The following is a 17097-nucleotide window of genomic DNA, read 5'->3' as shown; positions in this document are numbered from 1 at the left end:
GGGCCAGTGCCGCCCCGGCTCAACCAAGGAGCTGGGGCGTGTTGGGCAGGCCGTCATCGTTCGACCGCGTCGAGGCCGGAAAGTGCCCTTCGATCAGGCTGGAGACCTCGTCGATGGCATCCTGCAGCGCTTCCACCGGATGGGAACCACGCAGCCCCTCGCGCAGGTGGGTGCAGACCCGCTGCCACTGTGCCGGGCTGACCCGGCCCTGCAGGCCACGGTCGGCGACGATCTCGATGGCGTGGTCAGCCAGCAGGAGGTAGATCAGCACGCCGTTGTTGTGGGTGGTATCCCAGGTGCGCAGGCGCGCAAAGGCGTGCTCGGCGGCCTGGCGCGGGGTCACCCTGTGCCACAGCGCACCCAGCGGCAGGTCCGCTTCCACTGCGAACATCACCTGCCCGCCATGGCGCTGCTCACCGGCCGCGATGGCCTCGGTGATCGCCTGCAGTGTGGCCGGCGGGAACGCGCGCCGCACCGAGGGCGAAAACACGTGCCGACATAGACGTTGGATCATCACCAGCCCCCCGAAGCACCGCCACCACCGGAGCGGCCACCACCGCCACCCCAGCCGCCGCCACCACCAAATCCACCGCCCCCGCCGAAGCCGCCTCCGCCACCCCAGCTGCCACCGCCCCAGCCGCCGCCGCCGGCAAAGCGGCCCGGATGACCGGAGAGCATGGCCACGATCAGCCCTACGACGCCTGCCAGGCCACTGGCCAGCAGCGTGGACGTGAACAGGAACGCCGCCAGCGCTGCACCGGCACCACCCAGCAGGCCACGCAGCGGTCGCGGCACGCGCGAGAACACGCCGCGCAGGATGCTGCCGGCGAACACACCGATGAACAGCGCCAGGAACAAGGTATCACCGCCACCACTGGGCTCACGCCCGCGATGGCCGCTGACCGGTGCCGGCAGCGTTTCGCCGTCGATCAGCTTGACCAGCACCGCCGTGGCGTCGGTGATGCCACCGGCGTAGTCGCCGCTGCGGAAGCGCGGTACCAGGTATTCCTGGATGACCCGGTTGGCGATGGCATCGGGAATGGCGCCTTCCAGACCGTAGCCCGGCTCGATGCGCACGCGCCGGTCGTCCTTGGCCACCACCAGCAGCACCCCGTCATCCACGCCCTTGCGGCCGATCTGCCACTGGTCGAAGACCCGCGTGGTGTACTGCGCGATGTCCTCCGGCTGGGTGGTCGGCACCACCAGCACCTGCAGCTGGCTGCCCTTGCGCTGCTGCAGTTCGATCGCCTGCTGCACCAGCGCCTCCTTCTGCGCGGCATCCAGCGTGCCGGTGGTATCGACCACCGGCGAATCCAGCGCAGGAACCGGCGCCAGCTGCTGCGCATGCGAGGCCAGCGGCAGGCACAGCAGCAGGGCCAGCAGCGCAGAGGCCAGGCGCATCGATCAGGTCCCCGGCTGCGGTGCCGGCTGCTGCTGCGGCGCGTTGCCGAAATCGACCGCCGGCGCGTTGGAGATCTGCGCTTCGTTGTCCACGGTGAAGTTCGGCTTGGTCTTGTAGCCGAAGATCTTGGCGGTGATCACCTGCGGGAACGAGCGGATGTAGGTGTTGTAGTCCTGCACCTGCTGGATGTAACGGCCACGGGCGACGGTGACCCGGTTCTCGGTACCTTCCAGCTGCGCCTGCAGGTCGCGGAAGTTCTGGTTCGACTTCAGTTCCGGATAGTTCTCGGTGACCACCAGCAGCCGCGACAGCGCGCTGCCAAGTTCGCCCTGGGCCTGCTGGAACTGCTTGAGCGAGGCTTCGTCGTCGGCATTGACGTTGATCTGGCCGACACGCGAACGGGCGTTGGTCACTTCAGTCAGCACGCGCTCTTCCTGGCTGGCGAAGCCCTTCACGGTCTGCACCAGGTTGGGCACCAGGTCGGCGCGACGCTTGTACTGGTTGATGACCTCCGACCAGCTGGCCTTGACCGCTTCATCCTTCTGCTGGATGGCGTTGTAGCCGCAGCCGGAGAGCAGGGAGGCCAACAGCATCAGGGGCAGGACACGGGTGAACAGGCGCATGGCGGAGGTTCCGGGTGGGCTTGGCGCCGAGCATGCCATGGTTCGGGTGAAAGACCGGCCATCGGGCGCCGCCCCCTCCGCGGTGGTTGGCGGGTTCTCTGTGGGTGGCCGGGAGGGTGGGTTGGCTGGGGGGCGCTGCAAGTACGTCCATGTAAGCTCGATCGCCGCATCCATGCGGCTCACGCCCCCAGCCAACCCACCCTCCCGGCCACGGACAATTTCCTGCGCACCGCGGAAAGATCACAAAGAAAAAAACAAAAGCAAAAGCCGGTTCTTCAGGCATTCGTGTCGACCAAGGTCGACACCTACCAGAGCGGAACGCCGTTCCGACAGACCGCGGAAAACTGTCGAAGGCGGGGTGGGACCGATTGCGGGGGTGTCCGCGGCATGGATGCCGCGGCCAAGCCTCCATGGACGGATTCACGGCGCGTCCCCCGCAACCGGACCCACCCCGCCAACCCACGGAATGCAGGCTGTTGCTGTTGCTGTTGCTTCGGCGGGTGCAGGGCGCAGCCCTGCCGGAAACCCTCCCCTCTCAGCAAGCCTCAGCCACCGCAGTGCGCGGACGCCCCAGCCATGCCAGCAGCAACCCCGAGGCCGCCAGCAGGCCACCGGCCACCGGAATCGCGGCGTAGCCCAGGCCCGAACTGATCACCGCACCGCCCAGCGCCGCACCCACGGCATTGCCCAGGTTGAACGCACCGACGTTGATCGACGACGCCAGTCCCGGCGCCTCGCTGGCCGCCTGCATCACCCGGATCTGCAACGGCGGCACGATGGCGAAAGTCGCCGCACCGAACAGCAGCACGCCCAGCGCCGCCGTGGCGTGATTCATGAAGGCCAGCGGCAGCACGAACATCAACACGGCCAGGACCGCCAGCAGGATGCGGGTGGCACCATCCAGCGACCAGTCGGCCATGCGCCCACCGATGCCGTTGCCGAAGGTGAAGCCGATACCGATCAGCGCCAGCGACATCGCGATGAAGGCGTTGGAGGCACCAGTCAGTTCGGTCAGCACCGGTGCCACGTAGGTATAGAGGGTGAACATCGCGCCGGCGCCAAGCACGGTGGTAGCCATCGCCAGCAGCACCTGCGGCTGCAGGATCGCTCTCAGTTCGCGGCGCACGTCCGGGCGCGGCCCCGGCGCGGATGCCGGCAGCGCGAGGCCGAGCGCGGTGATCGCGACCAGGCCCAGCACCGCCGTACCGGCGAAGGACAGACGCCAGCCCAGCTGCTGGCCCACCCAGGTGGCCAGCGGCACACCGCCGATGTTGGCGATGGTCAGGCCCATGAACATGGTGGCCACGGCGGCAGCCTGCTTGTCCTTCGGCACCAGGCTGGCGGCGACCACCGCACCGATGCCGAAGAAGGCACCGTGATTGAGGCTGGTGACCAGACGCGACAGCAACAGCAGGCCGTAGTTCGGGGCCAGTGCCGAGAGCAGGTTGCCGACCACGAAGATCGACATCAGCAGCATCAGCGCGGTGCGCTTGCCAAACCGTCCCATCAGCAGGGTCATCACCGGCGCACCCAGCATCACGCCCACGGCATAGGCGGTGATCAGCATGCCGGCGGTGGGAATGTTCACGCCGACGCCGTCGGCAATGACGGGCAGCAGGCCCATCGGCGCGAATTCAGTGGTGCCGATGGCGAAGGCGCCGACGGCAAGGGCCAACAAGGCGGCTCTGGAGTTCATGGGGTCATCCTGCGTGGGGCAGGTCCTGGAAAAGAGCGCGTAGCCTGCGCGCTTTGCTGCCGCGGATTAAGCCTCGCCCCGGGAAAACACTGTTGACCTCAATTCACAGCTGGCGGGAACCTCCCCGCCGGGCATGGCCCGGCGAGCCCAATGGGTCCCATAACGCAGAACCCCCGGCGCTGGCCGGGGGTTCTGGGACACACATTTGCCTGTGATCTGCTTACCAGTCGCCAGCACCCGGCACGTGGTGATCGCGTGCGCGGCGGCGCATCAGCAGGTTCAGCCATTCCACCAGCACCGAGAAGCCCATGGCGGCATAGATGTAGGGCTTGGGCACGTGCACGTCCAGGCCATCCAGGATCAGCACCGCACCGATCAGCAGGATGAAGGCCAGTGCCAGCATCTTCACGGTCGGGTTTGCGTCGATGAAGCGGCCCAGCGGGTTGGCGGCCAGCAGCATCACCAGCACCGACAGCAGGATGGCGGCGACCATCACCGGGATGTGATCGGCGATGCCGACGGCGGTGATCACCGAGTCCAGCGAGAACACGATGTCGATGATGGCGATCTGCAGAATGACCATGCCGAATACACCCGAGGCCTTGCTGGTGGCCGGGTTCTCGTCTTCGCCACCGGTGATCAGTTCCTTGATCTCCATGTAGCCCTTGATGATCAGGAACAGGCCACCGACGATCAGCACCAGATCGCGGATGGAGATGCCCATACCAGCCACGGTGAACAGGTTGGCGGACATGTGCGCCAGATAGGCCAGCGACACCAGCAGGGCGATGCGGGTAATGCAGGCCACGGCGATGCCGAGCTTGCGCGCGAACGGGCGACGCTCTTCCGGCAGCTTGCTGACCGCGATGGAAATGAACACCAGGTTGTCGATGCCGAGCACGATTTCCAGTGCGCTCAGGGTGAACAGGGTCACCCAGGCATTGGGGTCGGCGAGGAACTCAAAGGACATGGAAACTCTTCAGGGCAGTGGGGGAATGGGGATCAGCCGTAATTGCCGGCCATTGCATGCGGGACCACGACCAGCGCCCAGCACAGAAGCACGTTCATCATCAGCACGAAGACCGCCGCCGAACCCATGTCCTTGGCGCGGCCGGCCAGCTCGTGGATCTCGCTGCCGTAACGTTCGATCACCGCCTCGATGGCCGAGTTGGCCAGTTCCATCGCCAGCACCAGCAGCATCGAGCCGATCAGCAGCGCACGCTCGACCGGGGTCTGGCCCAGCCAGACCGCGACCGGGGTCAGCAGGATCAGCAGGTAGACCTCCAGCCGGAACGAGGACTCATGCAGCCAGGCGGCGCGCAGGCCCTGCCAGGACCAGCGGGCGGCCTGGAAGATGCGGCGCGGGCCGCGGGGCAGATGGCCGAACTGATCAGCCACGGGTGGAACATCCAGCAACAGGGGCGCGGCGCAGCGACCGCTCAGACGCACGGCAGGGAATCATGGGTGCACAGGGATAGGCAGATGGCCGCCATTTTGCCACAAGGCCGCCAGCCGCATCCCGGCACCGGCCCGGTGAATGGACTGCCAGGGGCAAGCCCCGGCCCGCCCCAGCTTCTATGATTGCTTTCCCCTTCCCTGCTGGAGCGCCTGATGTCCCGTCGCCGTACCTGCCTGCTGATGCTGGGCCTGCTGACCGCCGCCCCCCTGGCCCAGGCGCTGAGCCCGGCCAAGCCGCCGCGCGTGCCCGAGCAGGTCTCCAACGTGGCCTGGGCCGGCGACATGGCCCACTTTGCCAGCGCCGACCAGGCCAGCCCGCCGCCACGGGGCGGCATCGAGTTCATCGGCAGCTCCTCGATCCGCATGTGGGAAGGCCTGGCAGCCGACTTCCCCGGCCAGCCGGTGTTCAACCGTGGTTTCGGCGGTTCGGAAGTGCGCGACAGCACCTGGTATGCCGACCGCATCGTGGTGCCGTATGCACCGTGCAAGGTGTTCTTCTACGCCGGTGACAACGACCTCAACAGCGGCCGCAGCGCCGTGCAGGTGCGCGACGATGTGGTTGCCTTCGTGCAGCGCGTGCATCGCGACCTGCCGAAGACGAAGGTGGAGTACCTGTCGATCAAGCCAAGCCCGTCGCGCGCGCACCTGCTGCCGGCGATCAACGAGGCCAACACGCTGATCAAGGCAGCTCTGGCCAAGCTGCCCAACACCGGTTTCACCGACGTCTACACGCCGATGCTGGGCGCCGACGGCCAGCCGGATGCGTCGCTGTTCCGCGAGGACATGCTGCACATGACCCCGGCCGGCTATGCGATCTGGACCAAGGCGCTGGCGCCGAAGGTGAAGTGCGATTGAGCAACCCCATCCACGCATGGCGTGGATCTACTGCGGATCGCGGGAAACTGTCGAAGGCGGGGCGGTGTGGGTTTGCAGGACCGTTGGCGCCATGGATGGCGCCATCGAGCCCCCATGGACGGGTTTACGGCGTGTCCTGCAAACCCACATCGCCCCGCCATTTCACGGAATGCCCGCTTTTGATGTTGATGTCGCCTCGGCGGGTGCCGGGCGCAGCCCGGCAAAAGCCCTCTACCGGAAGATCACCGTGGCCTCGGTGCCCTGACCCGGCTCGCTGGCCAGGCTGACCTTCCAGCCAAAGCGATCGCACAGCCGGCGCACGATCGACAGGCCCAGGCCGGTGCCCTGCGGGCGGCTCGGCTCGGCGCGGTAGAACGGCTCGAAGGCCCGCGACAGTGCGTCGGTCGACATGCCGATACCGGTATCGCGCACCACCACCCGATCGTTGTGCACATGCACGTCGATGCGCCCCTCATCGGTGTAACTGCACGCGTTGCGCACCAGGTTGCTGACCACCACCTGCAGCACCCGCGGCGGCGCATGCAGCTGCACCGGGCCATCGCTGTGCAGGTGCACCGACACCGGGCGCGTACCCAGCAGTTCGTTGGCGTTGTCCACTTCGTAGCGGACGATGTCGTTGACGTCGAACAGCTCGACCTGGGGCTCGACGTCGGCCTCGCGGGCCAGGATCAGGAAGGCATCGATCACCGCCTCCATGTCACGGCCGGCACGCTGGATGCGCTGCAGGCTGCGGCGCAGGCGCGGCTCCAGGCTGTCATCGCCCAGCGCCATGTCGCTGGCCACGCGGATGACGGTCAACGGTGTGCGCAGTTCATGGCTGGCATCGCGGGTGAAATTGCGCTCGCGCGCCACGTGCGCGCTGACCCGGTTGGCCAGCGAATGCAGTGCGGCCGCCAGCTGCCGGGTCTCGCCCTGCATGTCCGCCGGCAGCTTGTTCGGCTCCAGGTCGGCCGCCTCCGGGTGGCCCGGGTCCCAGCGCGAGACGCGCCGCGCCAGCCAGTTCACCGGCGATACCAGGCGCTTGGACGCACGATAGGTGACCCAACTGGCGCCATACACCGCCAGCAGGGTCAGCAGCACCGGCACGATGCCGAACCAGAACGCCAGCATCTCCGCACGCGAACGCAGGAATACCAGGTAAAGGCGGCCGGCCGGGCGCACATCGACCAGCACCAGCTGGTCGTCCTTGGGCAGTTCGTGGAAGCCGGGCTCCAGGTTGCGCAGATTGGCCGGCAACGACAGGGCCGACTGCCCGCTTTCCAGCAGGTAGCCACGGATGTTCTGGGTGTTGGGTGGCGGCTGCACCGGCGAGGCCTCGTGCAGCGTCCAGAAGTACGCCGCCTCCTCGCGCAGGGCGGCGCCGACCAGGCTGTGCTTGATCACCAGCGAAACCAGCCACGCACCGAGCAGGATGCCCAGGCTGGCCAGCACTGCCTGCAGGATGAAAGCGATACGGATCTTGCGCGGCAGGCCGTGCGGCATTGCGGGGTCCCGGTCAGAGCGCTGCGATTATAGGCAGCGCACCGCGCCGTTGGGATGCACGGGCGATGACCGGCGGCACTGCCGGACGGTCATCCCCTGCCCTTGTGCCTGGCCGCAGCCCGGCCCGGCCTGCGGCTGCACCGGCGCGGGCCTGCTCAGGCCATCGGCTGGGCGATGTCGGCAATGCGGTAGCCGGCACTCTGCACGGTATGCAGCAGCGGACGGTCGAACGGCTTGTCGATGATCTTGCGCAGGTTGTACAGGTGGCTGCGCAGGGTGTCCGAATCCGGCAGGCCGTTGCCCCAGATCTCGCGTTCGATCTCCTGGCGGGTGACCACGCGCGGCGATTCGCGCATCAGGATGGTCAGCAGGCGCAGGCCGATCGGCGACAGCTGCAGCTCGGTACCGGCACGGGTGGCACGCATGCTGACCGGATCGAGCACCAGGTCGGCGACCTTCAGCACTTCCGAACCGACCTGGCGACGCTCGCGGCGGATCAGCGCGCGCAGGCGGGCTTCCAGCTCCTGGATCGCGAACGGCTTGGTCAGGTAGTCATCGGCGCCGAAACCGAGGCCGGTGAGCTTGTCGTCCAGCGTGTCGCGTGCCGTGAGCATCAGCACCGGGGTGGACTTGCGCGCATCGTTGCGCAGGCGACGGCACACTTCGATGCCATCCAGGCGCGGCAACATCAAGTCGAGCACCACGACGTCATAGCTGTTTTCCGCCGCAAGGCGGTAGCCATCCAGGCCGTCCTGTGCATAGTCGACTTCGAAGCCGCGACCTTCCAGGTATTCCCCGATCATCTCGGAGATGTTGCGGTTGTCTTCGACCACCAGCACCAAGCCGGAGGTCTCCTTCGTCTGACGCATGTGATTCCCTCTAACTTCAGCTTTGTGAAACATGCCGGATCGACGGTGGACGCGATGTGAAGTTCCGTCAAGAGGTAAACAAACGGTTCAGAGCAGCGGTCTGAGCAGCGGCCAGACGTTGTCCAGCACCTTCGGCTGCGCCTGTGCGGTCGGGTGCAGCCCGTCGGCCTGCATCATGCCCGGCTGCAGGGCCACGCCCTCCAGCAGGAAGGGCAGCAGCGGCACCTTGTACTGCGTGGCCAGCGCCTTGTAGGCCGCCGCCAGGCGCTGGCGATAGGCTGGCCCGTAGTTGGGCGGCACGTCGATGCCCAGCAGCAGCACCTTGGCACCGGCCTTCTGGCTGGCCTGCACCATCTTTTCCAGGTTGCCCTGCACCTGCGCCGGGGTCAGCCCGCGCAGTGCATCGTTGCCGCCGAGGGCAATCACCACCACGGTCGGGTTTTCCTTCGCCAGCAGGCCCGGCAGGCGGGTCAGCGCGCCGGCGGTGGTTTCCCCGCTCATGCTGGCGTTGACGATGCGCGCCGGTGTTTTCGACTGCTGCCTGACCCGCTGCTGCAGCAGGCTCACCCAGCCGGCGTCGGCAGGGATATTGTGGGCAGCACTGAGGCTGTCGCCGAGCACCAGCACGGTGCCAGCCGGACCTTTGGCATACGCCAGCCCAGGCAGCAGCAGGAACCCTAGCAGCAGCACCATCATCACGCCGGCTCGCCGGCTCCATCCCGTCTTGCGCATTGGAGTCTCCTCATCGACAGCCTGTCCCCCCGCAGCGCGTCCGTTGCCATCGCCGTCGACCAGGTCGGCAAATCCGTGCAGGGCCCGGAGGGTGAAGTCCACATACTGGACAACATCACCCTGACCGTCCATGAAGGGACCAGCGCGGCCATCGTCGGTGCCTCCGGTTCCGGCAAGACCACCCTGCTCGGCCTGCTGGCCGGGCTGGACCTGCCCAGCCGCGGCCGCATCGCGCTGGCCGGCCAGGACCTGGCGGCGCTGGACGAGGAGACCCGCGCCCAGCTGCGCGCGCGTGAGGTCGGCTTCGTGTTCCAGAGCTTCCATCTGCTGCCGGCACTGACCGCCGCCGAGAATGTCGCGCTGCCGCTGGAACTGGCCGGGCGCGAAGACCGGGCGCGGGTCGAAGAAGTACTGGCCCAGGTCGGCCTGGCCCATCGCGCCCGCCACTATCCGCGCCAGTTGTCGGGCGGCGAGCAGCAGCGCGTGGCACTGGCACGTGCCTTCGTCACCCGCCCGCGCATCCTGTTCGCCGACGAACCGACCGGCTCGCTGGACCACGCCACCGGCCAGCACATCAGCGACCTGCTGTTCGAACTCAACGCCGGCAGCGGCACCACCCTGGTGCTGGTCACTCACGACCTGCGCCTGGCCCAGCGTTGCCAGTACATCCACCGCATCGACGACGGCCGCCTGCTGCCGGTCGAGCGTGGGGCGCAGGCATGAACCTGCTGCGGCACGCGTGGCGCGCGCTGCGCCGCGAGGCGCTGGCCGGCGACCTGCTGACCGTGTTCGCCGCGCTGGTGCTGGGCGTGGCGGTGATGACCGCGGTCGGCACGCTGGTGAACCGGGTCAACCTGGCACTGACCGGCAGCGCAGCGGAAATGCTAGGCGGCGACCTCGGCATCGCCGGGCGCGATGACCCGCCGCAGGCGTTCGCCGACGAGGCGCAGCGGCGCGGACTGGCCTACACCCGTATCGCCAGCTTCGGCAGCGTGCTGTTCAACGGTGATGCCAGCCAGATGGCCAGCATCAAGGCGGTGCAGGCGGGCTATCCGCTGCGTGGCACGCTGCGGGTGCGGGCCACGCCCGGGGGCGCCCTGATCGACAACGCCGGCGTGCCGGCCAAGGGCCAGGCCTATGCCGACCCACGCCTTCTCCAGGGGCTGGGACTGAAAGCCGGTGACGACCTTGAATTCGGCGCTGGCACGCTGCGCATCGCCGGCATCATCGAGGCCGAGCCGGATACCGGCGGCGACCTGCTTACGCTTTCCCCCACCCTGCTGGTCAACCGCGCCGATGTGGAAGGCACCGGCCTGCTCGGTCCGGGCAGCCGCATCAACTACCGGCTGATGTTCGCCGGAGCAGCAGAGCCGATCGCGGCACTTCGGCAATGGCTGCTGCCGCAGGTGAAGGGCCTGCGCCTGCTGAGTGTGGACGACACCCAGCGTGGCGTGCGCCAGGCCTTCGACCTGGCCGGGCGCTTCCTCGGCCTCAGCGCGCTGCTGGCGGTATTGCTGGCCGGTGTTGCCACGGCGCTGGCGGCGAACCGCTTCGCCCTGCGCCGCATCGACCAGGTGGCGATCCTGCGCTGCCTGGGCGCGCGCCAGCGCGACATCCTGTCCGGTCTGGCACTGCAGCTGCTGATGCTGGCGGTGCCGGCCTGCGCACTCGGCATCGGCCTGGGCATGGCGGCGCAGGAGGGCCTGGTGCAGGTGCTGGGCAGTCTGGTGCCGCAGCGCCTGCCGCTGCCCGAGGCAATGCCTGCGCTGACCGGTGCCGGCATCGGGCTGTTGCTGCTGTTCGGCTTCGGCCTGCCGCCGCTGCTGCGCCTGCGCGGGGTGCCGCCGATGCGGGTGCTCAACCGTTCCTTCGCCGCCCTGCCGCCGGCCTCGCTGCTGGCCTACGTGGCTGCCCTGGCGGCCAGCCTGCTGCTGGCGGTGCAGGTCACCGGTGATCTCAAGCTGGCGCTGTGGGTGCTGGGCGGGTTGGCCGCGCTGGCGGTGGCGGCCGGCGTGGTCGGCTTCGTGCTGCTGCAGCTGCTGCGCGGCCTGCAGCACCGCCTGCATGGCCACTGGCGGCTGGGTCTGGCCGCGCTGACCCGGCGCCGGATGCTGGCGGTGATGCAGCTGGTGGGGCTGTCGCTGTCGCTGTGCGCGCTGTTGCTGCTGGCGGTGACCGGCCCCGGCCTGCTGCAGCAATGGCGCGAACGCCTGCCCGCGGATACGCCGAACTACTTCCTGATCAACATCCAGCCCGAACAGCGCGACAGCGTGCTGGCCGCGCTGCGTGGACTGGGCGCCAACGACGCCAGCATCGAACCGATGGCCACCGGCCGCCTGATCGCGATCAACGGCAAGCCGCCGCTGCGCGTGGATCGCTCGCCGGACCAGAGCGGGCAGCCGGCGTCAGGCGAAGCCCAGCGCAATGACGACGACGAGAACCGGCCGTTGAACTTCAGCTGGCGCAGCAGCTTCCCGCCGGCCAACACGCTGATGAACGGCACCTTCTGGAAGGCAGACAGCACCGCCGCCGAAGCCTCGGTGGAAATCGGCTGGGCCAAGCGCTACGGCGTGCATCCCGGCGACCGCATCACCATTGCGGTGGGCGAGCAGGAACGCGAGTTCACTGTCACCAGCGTGCGCAAGGCCGACTGGAACACCTTCCGCCCGAACTTCTTCGTGCTGCTGAACCCGAATGCGGTGGGCGATACACCACACAACCTGCTGTCGGCATTCCATCTACCGGCCGGCAAGGCCGCCGGACTGGGCGAGCTGGTACGCGCGCAGCCGAACCTGTCGCTGCTGGACGTGGACGCGGTGATCTCGCAGGTGCGCGATGTGATGGAACGGGTGGCACAGGCGGTGCAGCTGGTGATGGTGTTCAGTCTGCTGGCCGGCGTGCTGGTGCTGCTGGCCGCGCTGCAGGCCACGGCCGGTGAACGCCGCTACGACAGCGCGGTGCTGCGCACGCTGGGCGCGACCCGTCGCCAGCTGCGCGGCGCGGTGCTGGTGGAATTCGGTGCGCTGGGCACGCTGGCGGCGTTGCTGGCGGTGGGCGCGGCCGCTGCGATCGGTGTGGCGGTCTCGCAGAAGGTGTTCGAGCTGCCGTTGCTGCCGCCGTGGCCGGGCCTGCTGATCGGCGGCGTGGTCGGCATCGGCTTGAGCCTGCTGGCAGGCTGGTGGGGTACGCGGGCGATCCTGCATACGCCACCGGCACTGGCCCTGCGCGAAGCCTGACGCGATCGTGACACGCTCGGGTGGGGCGCTATGCTGCGCGCCCCACCCGATCAGATCGTCCGGAAGCGGAACCTCGTTCACCGCGCTCCCGATGTTCAAGGAATGAAGATGAAATACGGCGTCTGTCTGCGCATCCTTCTCGCCAGTTCCCCGCTGCTCACCGCGGTGCTACCCGCAGGCGCCCGCGCGGCGGAGGGCTATGTTCCTGACGCGGTGCAGGCTTTCGTGCTGGAAACGGTGCTGGCCGATGAAGCGCAAGCCTTCCACGAGGGCCACCCGACCTATCTGGTTCCGGCCAGCGTGTCACGCACGCGCAGCGATGCCGACGTGGTGGCCGACCTGCGTACTGAGTTCGACCGGTTCTACCGGGGCCAACCGAAGCCGAGAAAGGAAGTGGCGCACATGGCGATCCTCGTCGCACAGACCGCGCTGCTGCTGCCGGACCGGAGCGCCTGCAGCACGGATCGAGTGCGTTGCCACCAAGCTGCCATGGGCGTCCGCACCCGCGATGACGAGGCCAGCCTCCAGGCTACCCTGCGTGCCTTCCAGGACGCCGGGCTGGACCTGACCACCTTGAGTGGGCCGGCGTCCTGAGTGCATCGCATCCACGCATGGCATGGATGCAGCGTGCGATCACCGATGGAGAGCGTGCCGAGCAAGCTCGGCACCTATCAGAAGCGGATATGCGGCACGGTAGATCCACGCCATGCGTGGATGCTGCCGTGGAGTCGAGCATGGCTCGACTTACTGGGCCTTTTCCACGTACTTGGCGAACACGTCGTCGATCTGCTTGTCCTTCACCTTCTTGCCGGCCTGGATCTCTTCGGCCTGGGTGAACATCGGGATGATCATCGCCATGCCGTCGATCTTGGTCTTCAGGTGCACGCCCGGCGCCTGGCCGAGGAAGCCGTCCCAGCGCTGGCGCACCTTGGCCCAGTAACCGGCAGTGGCCTTCCAGTAGTTTCGCGCCGGGGTGAAATCGACCTCGGTGGTCTTCACGTAGTCGTTGAAGCCGAACTCGCGGGCGATCTCCACCTGGCTGCCATCGGCGTTGCGCTGCACCTTGGTGTTGAACTGCTCGTGGGTCCAGCCGTTCGGGGTCAGCGTGTGGCGGTTGATCACGGCCAGCGCGTTGTAGTCACTGCGCTTGGTGTACTCGCGGCGCGGCAGCGGACGCCAGCTCAGGTCGCTGGTCCAGCTCGGCACGTTGTTGGTGTAGGTCCAGGTGCCGGTGCCGCAATAGCGCGGTGCGTCGCTCACTTCGTATACGCACTGGGTCCAGGCGCCCTGGTTCACCGCCGCCGGAATGCTGCGCACCTTCCAGGTCTGGTCGGCACTGAACTCGAAACGGTTCGGTGCTTCGTACACCCAGTCCTGGCGCCAGTGCTTGGTGATGTGGCCGCTCTTCTCGTCCAGCAGCAGGTGCTGCAGCACGATGCGCTTCGGCGTGTCTTCGACCACGATGACCACTTCGCTGCCGCCGCTGCGCATCGCCGGCGCGCGCTCGTAGCCCGGCTTCAGCAGCACGGTCTCGTCGAAGGCGAAGTCCACGGTGTACTCACCCTGCATGGCAAGGATGCTGTCGTGGTCACGGGCGATATCGGAGGGCTGCGCGCTGGCCACGCCGCTGGCGGCGAGCACAAGCAGGGCGCTGGCTGTCTGGAGCTTCATCGGGGTCTTCCTTCGGGGTTGCAGATGCGTTGAGAGGCCGTCCGTGGCCGACAGGCGTTCCATCAGGAGTGGGTCACAGGCGGATCAGCGGCAGGTCGCCGGGAATCCGCGGCGCCGGACGCCGCGCGGCATCGGCACAGCAGCAATCGTCGATTGCCAGCTCGCCTTCGGCACCTTCCAGCCGTGCAATGCGACGCGCGGTGGCAGCGCCCAGCGAGGACAGGGTCGACAGGCTGGCGGCCAGGGTGCGGCCATCGTCTGCGGCATGCAGGCGCAGCGCGCACAGGCGCCAGCGCTGCCCCCCCAGATGGCCGGCCAGGCGCCGCCACAGGCGTTCACCGACGCTGGCATCGCTGTCGTGTTCCGGGCCCGGCGGCAGCGCGGCGACCAGCCGGTCCCAGGCAAGGAAGTCACTGTCTGGCAGCAGGTACAGGCGCCACACGCAGCGGCCCCGGCCATCGAGGAAGCACAGGCTTTCGCGCAGGCCCTCGCTGTCCACGCCCTGGCAGGCATGTACACGCACCGCCTGGCGCCAGCCACCCAGCTCATTACCATCGGCGTGGTACAGGCACAGCACGGTGCCGAGCGTGGCCAGCTGTGCCGGGGTCGGCCAGGCCGTGCTGTTCGGCACGGCGATGGAGTCATTCCTGCGGGCGGACAGTGCTCGGCTCATGAGGTCACCAGGAAACGGCAAGGCTGGCGGAGAAGGTGCGGCCCGGGCTGCTGAAGCGATCGCTCAATGCGCGATTGGTGATCAGGCTCGGGGTGATCGACGACCATTCGATGTAGCGCTTGTCGGCCAGGTTGAACACGCCGACATTGATGGTGGCACCCGGTGCGAAGTTCCAGTGCGCCATCAGGTCCAGCACGCCGTAGCCAGCCGGCTGGTAGACGAACGGCGCCGGTGCATTCGGGTTGGTCTGCGCGGCCGGCGGCGGCAGATGCTTCTTGCGCTGCACAAAGGTGCCGGCCAGCTCGACACCCCAGGTGTCGGTGTCGTACATCAGGCCCAGCGTGCCACGCAGCGGATCGACCGAGGCCAGCGGTTCGTCGTCGGTCTTGTTGTCGCCACGCGACCACGCCAGTGCGCTGCGCAGCGCCCAGCCCTTCAGCGCCGGGCTGAGTTCACCGAATTCGATGCCGGCCTTCATTTCCGCACCATAGATGCGCGCGTCGGCGATGTTCTGCGACTGGAACACCATCAGGCCCTGTCCGTTGCGGCCTGTGTTGACGTTGGACTGGATGAAGTCCTTGTAGTCGTTGTAGTAGCCACTGACGCTGACGTACGCCGCCGGCGCGATGAAGCGCAGGCCAAGCTCGTAGCCGTCGCTGGTTTCCGGCTTCAGGTCCGGGTTGGCGATGGCGGTGTAGCCGAAGGCCACGTTGGTCAGGCCGATGTTGACGTCGTTGTACGGCGGCGAACGGAAGCCACGCGCATAGCCGGCGAACAGCGACCACTGGTCGGTGAAGCGCCAGACCATGCCCAGCTTCGGCGACACGCTGGTCTTCTTCAGCTGCGCCACGGCCGTGGTCGGGTTGTCTTCGGCGAAGATGCTGTCCACTTCCGGCTTCAGCTCGTAACGGTCGACGCGCACGCCCGGCACCAGCGACAGCCTGCCGTCGGCCAGGCGCATTTCATCCTGTGCATACAGGCCCAGCTCGGTGGTCTTGCTGATCGGGAAGTCACGCACCGGGAAGGTGTCCGGCAGCACCGTGTTGCTGACCACGCCAGCCTTGCTGACCTGATAGCCGTCGCGCTTCTGGCGGATCTCGGTACGGGTGCCTTCGAAACCGTAGGTCAATGCGTGCTCGACGCTGCCGGTGGTGAACGCCTTGTTGAACTGCGCCTGCAGGCCATAGGCATGCTGGTCGAAGGAGAACACGCGGTGGCGGCGGGTGCCGTCGGTGCGGGTCTCGTCGGTCTGCTGCCGGGTTTCGCTGTTCTGCGCGTACACCTGCCAATGCAGGCTGTCGGCGAACGGCTGGTCCAGCGCATCCATTTCGTGGGCAAAGGACACGCGGGTACGCTTCTGCGTGTCGTGGGACTTCATGCCAGTAGCCGCAGCCATCGCGCCGGGGCGCGGTGCAACGCTGGCAATCGCCGACAACACATTGGTATCGGTGGTGTCTTCGTTGCCTTCCACGGTCAAGCGGAAGCGCTGGTCTTCGCTCGGTGCATAGACCAGCTTGCTGAGCAGGCTGCGGCCGTCGCGGTCCTGCGGATTGGACGCGGTACGGGTGTCGTTGTCGCTGCGCACCGTGCCCTTGTTGTCCGTTTCCTGGCCCTGGTGGTGGTTGACGTTGACCAGGCCGCTCCAGTGGTCGCCACCAAAGGCGGCGGTGGCACCGCCGAGCAGGCCCTTCCACTCACCGTCGTAGCCGAACTTCAGTCCGAAGTAGCTGTTCTTGCCGTCCTTGAGGTAGTCGGCCGGGTCCTTGGTGACGAACGCCACCACGCCGCCCAGCGCATCGGAGCCGTACAGCGAGCTGGCCGGGCCGCGCACGATCTCCACGCGCTTGAGCGTATCGAGGTCGGTGAAGTTGCGGTTGGAACTGGCGAACGAACCGATGTCGAACCGGGTCGGCATGACGATGCCGTCGGTCTGGATGCGCACGCGGTTGCCGTCCAGGCCACGGATGCGGAAACCATCCAGGCCGAAGCGGGTCGCGCTGCGGGTGACCGACAGGCCCGGCTCGTAGCGCACCAGATCCTTGATGTCCTGCACCAGGTGCCGGTCCATCTGCTCACGGTCGATGACGTCCACGGTGGCCGCCACGTCACTCACGGCCCGCTCGGTGCGGGTCGCGGTGACCTGCACCCGGTCAAATTCGCGCGCGTCGGGCGCAGCGGCGGCAGCAGCGTGGGCGGACAGCGGCAACGCCATCCAGACAGCAAGACACAGGGCGGTATGGCGGGTCATCGGGTTCATTCGGTCAGGCAGGGGAACCCCCGGTTACCGGCACACCCGGAAGGTGCACGCGGTAGACCGAGGGGGAGAGAGCGGGAGCGGACGGGTCGCCCACCCTGTCGGCGCTGCCGGCAGGAGGGAGG

The 17097-nt window shown here is 67.7% G+C and carries 16 protein-coding genes; 4 read left to right on the top strand and 12 right to left on the bottom strand.

Annotation, left to right across the window (positions count from 1 at the left end):
* Window positions 1–19: 19 nt before the first annotated feature.
* The 6 genes from ACZK4Z_RS03550 to ACZK4Z_RS03525 all read right to left on the bottom strand — a co-directional run bounded on the left by ACZK4Z_RS03550 (window position 20) and on the right by ACZK4Z_RS03525 (window position 5119).
* Window positions 20–514 carry a TPM domain-containing protein gene (locus ACZK4Z_RS03550; protein ID WP_125895695.1) on the bottom strand — a complete coding sequence of 165 codons (495 nt, stop codon included), beginning with the start codon at window positions 512–514 and terminating at the stop codon, window positions 20–22.
* Window positions 514–1401 (bottom strand): TPM domain-containing protein, encoded by an 888-nt coding sequence (locus ACZK4Z_RS03545; protein WP_478451187.1) that lies wholly within the window; start codon window positions 1399–1401, stop codon window positions 514–516. The genes ACZK4Z_RS03550 and ACZK4Z_RS03545 overlap by 1 nt, the downstream gene beginning before the upstream one ends.
* A 3-nt stretch (window positions 1402–1404) precedes the next feature.
* A complete protein-coding gene (locus ACZK4Z_RS03540) occupies window positions 1405–2025 on the bottom strand; it encodes a LemA family protein (RefSeq protein WP_032130538.1) in 621 nt (206 codons plus the stop codon).
* A gap of 535 nt (window positions 2026–2560) precedes the next feature.
* Window positions 2561–3721 carry an MFS transporter gene (locus tag ACZK4Z_RS03535; protein WP_032129923.1) on the bottom strand — a complete coding sequence of 387 codons (1161 nt, stop codon included), beginning with the start codon at window positions 3719–3721 and terminating at the stop codon, window positions 2561–2563.
* 220 nt (window positions 3722–3941) lie between these two features.
* Window positions 3942–4691: a TerC family protein gene (locus tag ACZK4Z_RS03530; protein ID WP_004144462.1), complete on the bottom strand. Its 750-nt coding sequence runs from the start codon at window positions 4689–4691 to the stop codon at window positions 3942–3944.
* Between the two features lie 32 nt (window positions 4692–4723).
* Complete coding sequence (locus ACZK4Z_RS03525; RefSeq protein WP_032129924.1) at window positions 4724–5119, bottom strand: diacylglycerol kinase; 396 nt, start codon at window positions 5117–5119, stop codon at window positions 4724–4726.
* A gap of 213 nt (window positions 5120–5332) precedes the next feature.
* On the opposite strand from ACZK4Z_RS03525, the gene ACZK4Z_RS03520 reads away from it, so the two are divergent.
* Entirely contained in the window at window positions 5333–6034 is a 702-nt protein-coding gene (locus tag ACZK4Z_RS03520; RefSeq protein WP_125895541.1) for an SGNH/GDSL hydrolase family protein, read from the top strand.
* 231 nt (window positions 6035–6265) lie between these two features.
* On the opposite strand, the gene ACZK4Z_RS03515 is transcribed toward ACZK4Z_RS03520, so the two are convergent.
* From ACZK4Z_RS03515 to ACZK4Z_RS03505, 3 genes are all read right to left on the bottom strand, one after another.
* A complete protein-coding gene (locus ACZK4Z_RS03515) occupies window positions 6266–7537 on the bottom strand; it encodes a sensor histidine kinase (RefSeq protein ID WP_125895539.1) in 1272 nt (423 codons plus the stop codon).
* 155 nt (window positions 7538–7692) lie between these two features.
* On the bottom strand, window positions 7693–8406 hold the full coding sequence (locus tag ACZK4Z_RS03510; RefSeq protein WP_002811889.1) for a response regulator transcription factor: 714 nt from the start codon (window positions 8404–8406) through the stop codon (window positions 7693–7695).
* A gap of 87 nt (window positions 8407–8493) precedes the next feature.
* Window positions 8494–9138 carry an arylesterase gene (locus ACZK4Z_RS03505; protein WP_125895538.1) on the bottom strand — a complete coding sequence of 215 codons (645 nt, stop codon included), beginning with the start codon at window positions 9136–9138 and terminating at the stop codon, window positions 8494–8496.
* Between the two features lie 75 nt (window positions 9139–9213).
* On the opposite strand from ACZK4Z_RS03505, the gene ACZK4Z_RS03500 reads away from it, so the two are divergent.
* Genes ACZK4Z_RS03500 through ACZK4Z_RS03490 form a run of 3 tightly spaced genes read left to right on the top strand, consistent with a single transcriptional unit; the run spans window position 9214 to window position 12968 of the window.
* Window positions 9214–9861, top strand: a complete 648-nt coding sequence (locus ACZK4Z_RS03500; RefSeq protein ID WP_100437902.1) for an ABC transporter ATP-binding protein — start codon at window positions 9214–9216, stop codon at window positions 9859–9861.
* Complete coding sequence (locus ACZK4Z_RS03495; RefSeq protein ID WP_125895537.1) at window positions 9858–12374, top strand: ABC transporter permease; 2517 nt, start codon at window positions 9858–9860, stop codon at window positions 12372–12374. The genes ACZK4Z_RS03500 and ACZK4Z_RS03495 overlap by 4 nt, the downstream gene beginning before the upstream one ends.
* A gap of 30 nt (window positions 12375–12404) precedes the next feature.
* Window positions 12405–12968, top strand: a complete 564-nt coding sequence (locus ACZK4Z_RS03490) for a hypothetical protein (RefSeq protein ID WP_478451186.1) — start codon at window positions 12405–12407, stop codon at window positions 12966–12968.
* A gap of 150 nt (window positions 12969–13118) precedes the next feature.
* Here ACZK4Z_RS03490 and ACZK4Z_RS03485 read toward each other — a convergent pair whose 3' ends face one another.
* From ACZK4Z_RS03485 to ACZK4Z_RS03475, 3 genes are all read right to left on the bottom strand, one after another.
* Window positions 13119–14045, bottom strand: a complete 927-nt coding sequence (locus tag ACZK4Z_RS03485) for a DUF6607 family protein (protein WP_032129933.1) — start codon at window positions 14043–14045, stop codon at window positions 13119–13121.
* Window positions 14046–14118: 73 nt separating this feature from the next.
* Complete coding sequence (locus ACZK4Z_RS03480) at window positions 14119–14718, bottom strand: ChuX/HutX family heme-like substrate-binding protein (RefSeq protein WP_100434059.1); 600 nt, start codon at window positions 14716–14718, stop codon at window positions 14119–14121.
* Between the two features lie 4 nt (window positions 14719–14722).
* Window positions 14723–16966, bottom strand: a complete 2244-nt coding sequence (locus ACZK4Z_RS03475) for a TonB-dependent hemoglobin/transferrin/lactoferrin family receptor (RefSeq protein WP_428993080.1) — start codon at window positions 16964–16966, stop codon at window positions 14723–14725.
* Window positions 16967–17097: the final 131 nt, after the last annotated feature.

The organism is Stenotrophomonas sp. 71799_Sma, assembly GCF_056482505.1.
Note: the sequence above shows the minus strand (reverse complement) of the source record. Positions and strands in the feature narration are given on the sequence as shown.

Bases quoted from the DNA above. Each gene is read 5' to 3' on its own strand.
- ACZK4Z_RS03515 (WP_125895539.1), bottom strand. From the start codon at position 7,537: ATGCCGCACGGCCTGCCGCGCAAGATCCGTATCGCTTTCATCCTGCAG.
- ACZK4Z_RS03545 (WP_478451187.1), bottom strand. From the start codon at position 1,401: ATGCGCCTGGCCTCTGCGCTGCTGGCCCTGCTGCTGTGCCTGCCGCTG.
- ACZK4Z_RS03485 (WP_032129933.1), bottom strand. From the start codon at position 14,045: ATGAAGCTCCAGACAGCCAGCGCCCTGCTTGTGCTCGCCGCCAGCGGC.
- ACZK4Z_RS03480 (WP_100434059.1), bottom strand. From the start codon at position 14,718: ATGAGCCGAGCACTGTCCGCCCGCAGGAATGACTCCATCGCCGTGCCG.
- ACZK4Z_RS03505 (WP_125895538.1), bottom strand. From the start codon at position 9,138: ATGCGCAAGACGGGATGGAGCCGGCGAGCCGGCGTGATGATGGTGCTG.
- ACZK4Z_RS03550 (WP_125895695.1), bottom strand. From the start codon at position 514: ATGATCCAACGTCTATGTCGGCACGTGTTTTCGCCCTCGGTGCGGCGC.
- ACZK4Z_RS03475 (WP_428993080.1), bottom strand. From the start codon at position 16,966: ATGACCCGCCATACCGCCCTGTGTCTTGCTGTCTGGATGGCGTTGCCG.
- ACZK4Z_RS03530 (WP_004144462.1), bottom strand. From the start codon at position 4,691: ATGTCCTTTGAGTTCCTCGCCGACCCCAATGCCTGGGTGACCCTGTTC.
- ACZK4Z_RS03520 (WP_125895541.1), top strand. From the start codon at position 5,333: ATGTCCCGTCGCCGTACCTGCCTGCTGATGCTGGGCCTGCTGACCGCC.
- ACZK4Z_RS03540 (WP_032130538.1), bottom strand. From the start codon at position 2,025: ATGCGCCTGTTCACCCGTGTCCTGCCCCTGATGCTGTTGGCCTCCCTG.
- ACZK4Z_RS03495 (WP_125895537.1), top strand. From the start codon at position 9,858: ATGAACCTGCTGCGGCACGCGTGGCGCGCGCTGCGCCGCGAGGCGCTG.
- ACZK4Z_RS03535 (WP_032129923.1), bottom strand. From the start codon at position 3,721: ATGAACTCCAGAGCCGCCTTGTTGGCCCTTGCCGTCGGCGCCTTCGCC.
- ACZK4Z_RS03490 (WP_478451186.1), top strand. From the start codon at position 12,405: ATGCTGCGCGCCCCACCCGATCAGATCGTCCGGAAGCGGAACCTCGTT.
- ACZK4Z_RS03510 (WP_002811889.1), bottom strand. From the start codon at position 8,406: ATGCGTCAGACGAAGGAGACCTCCGGCTTGGTGCTGGTGGTCGAAGAC.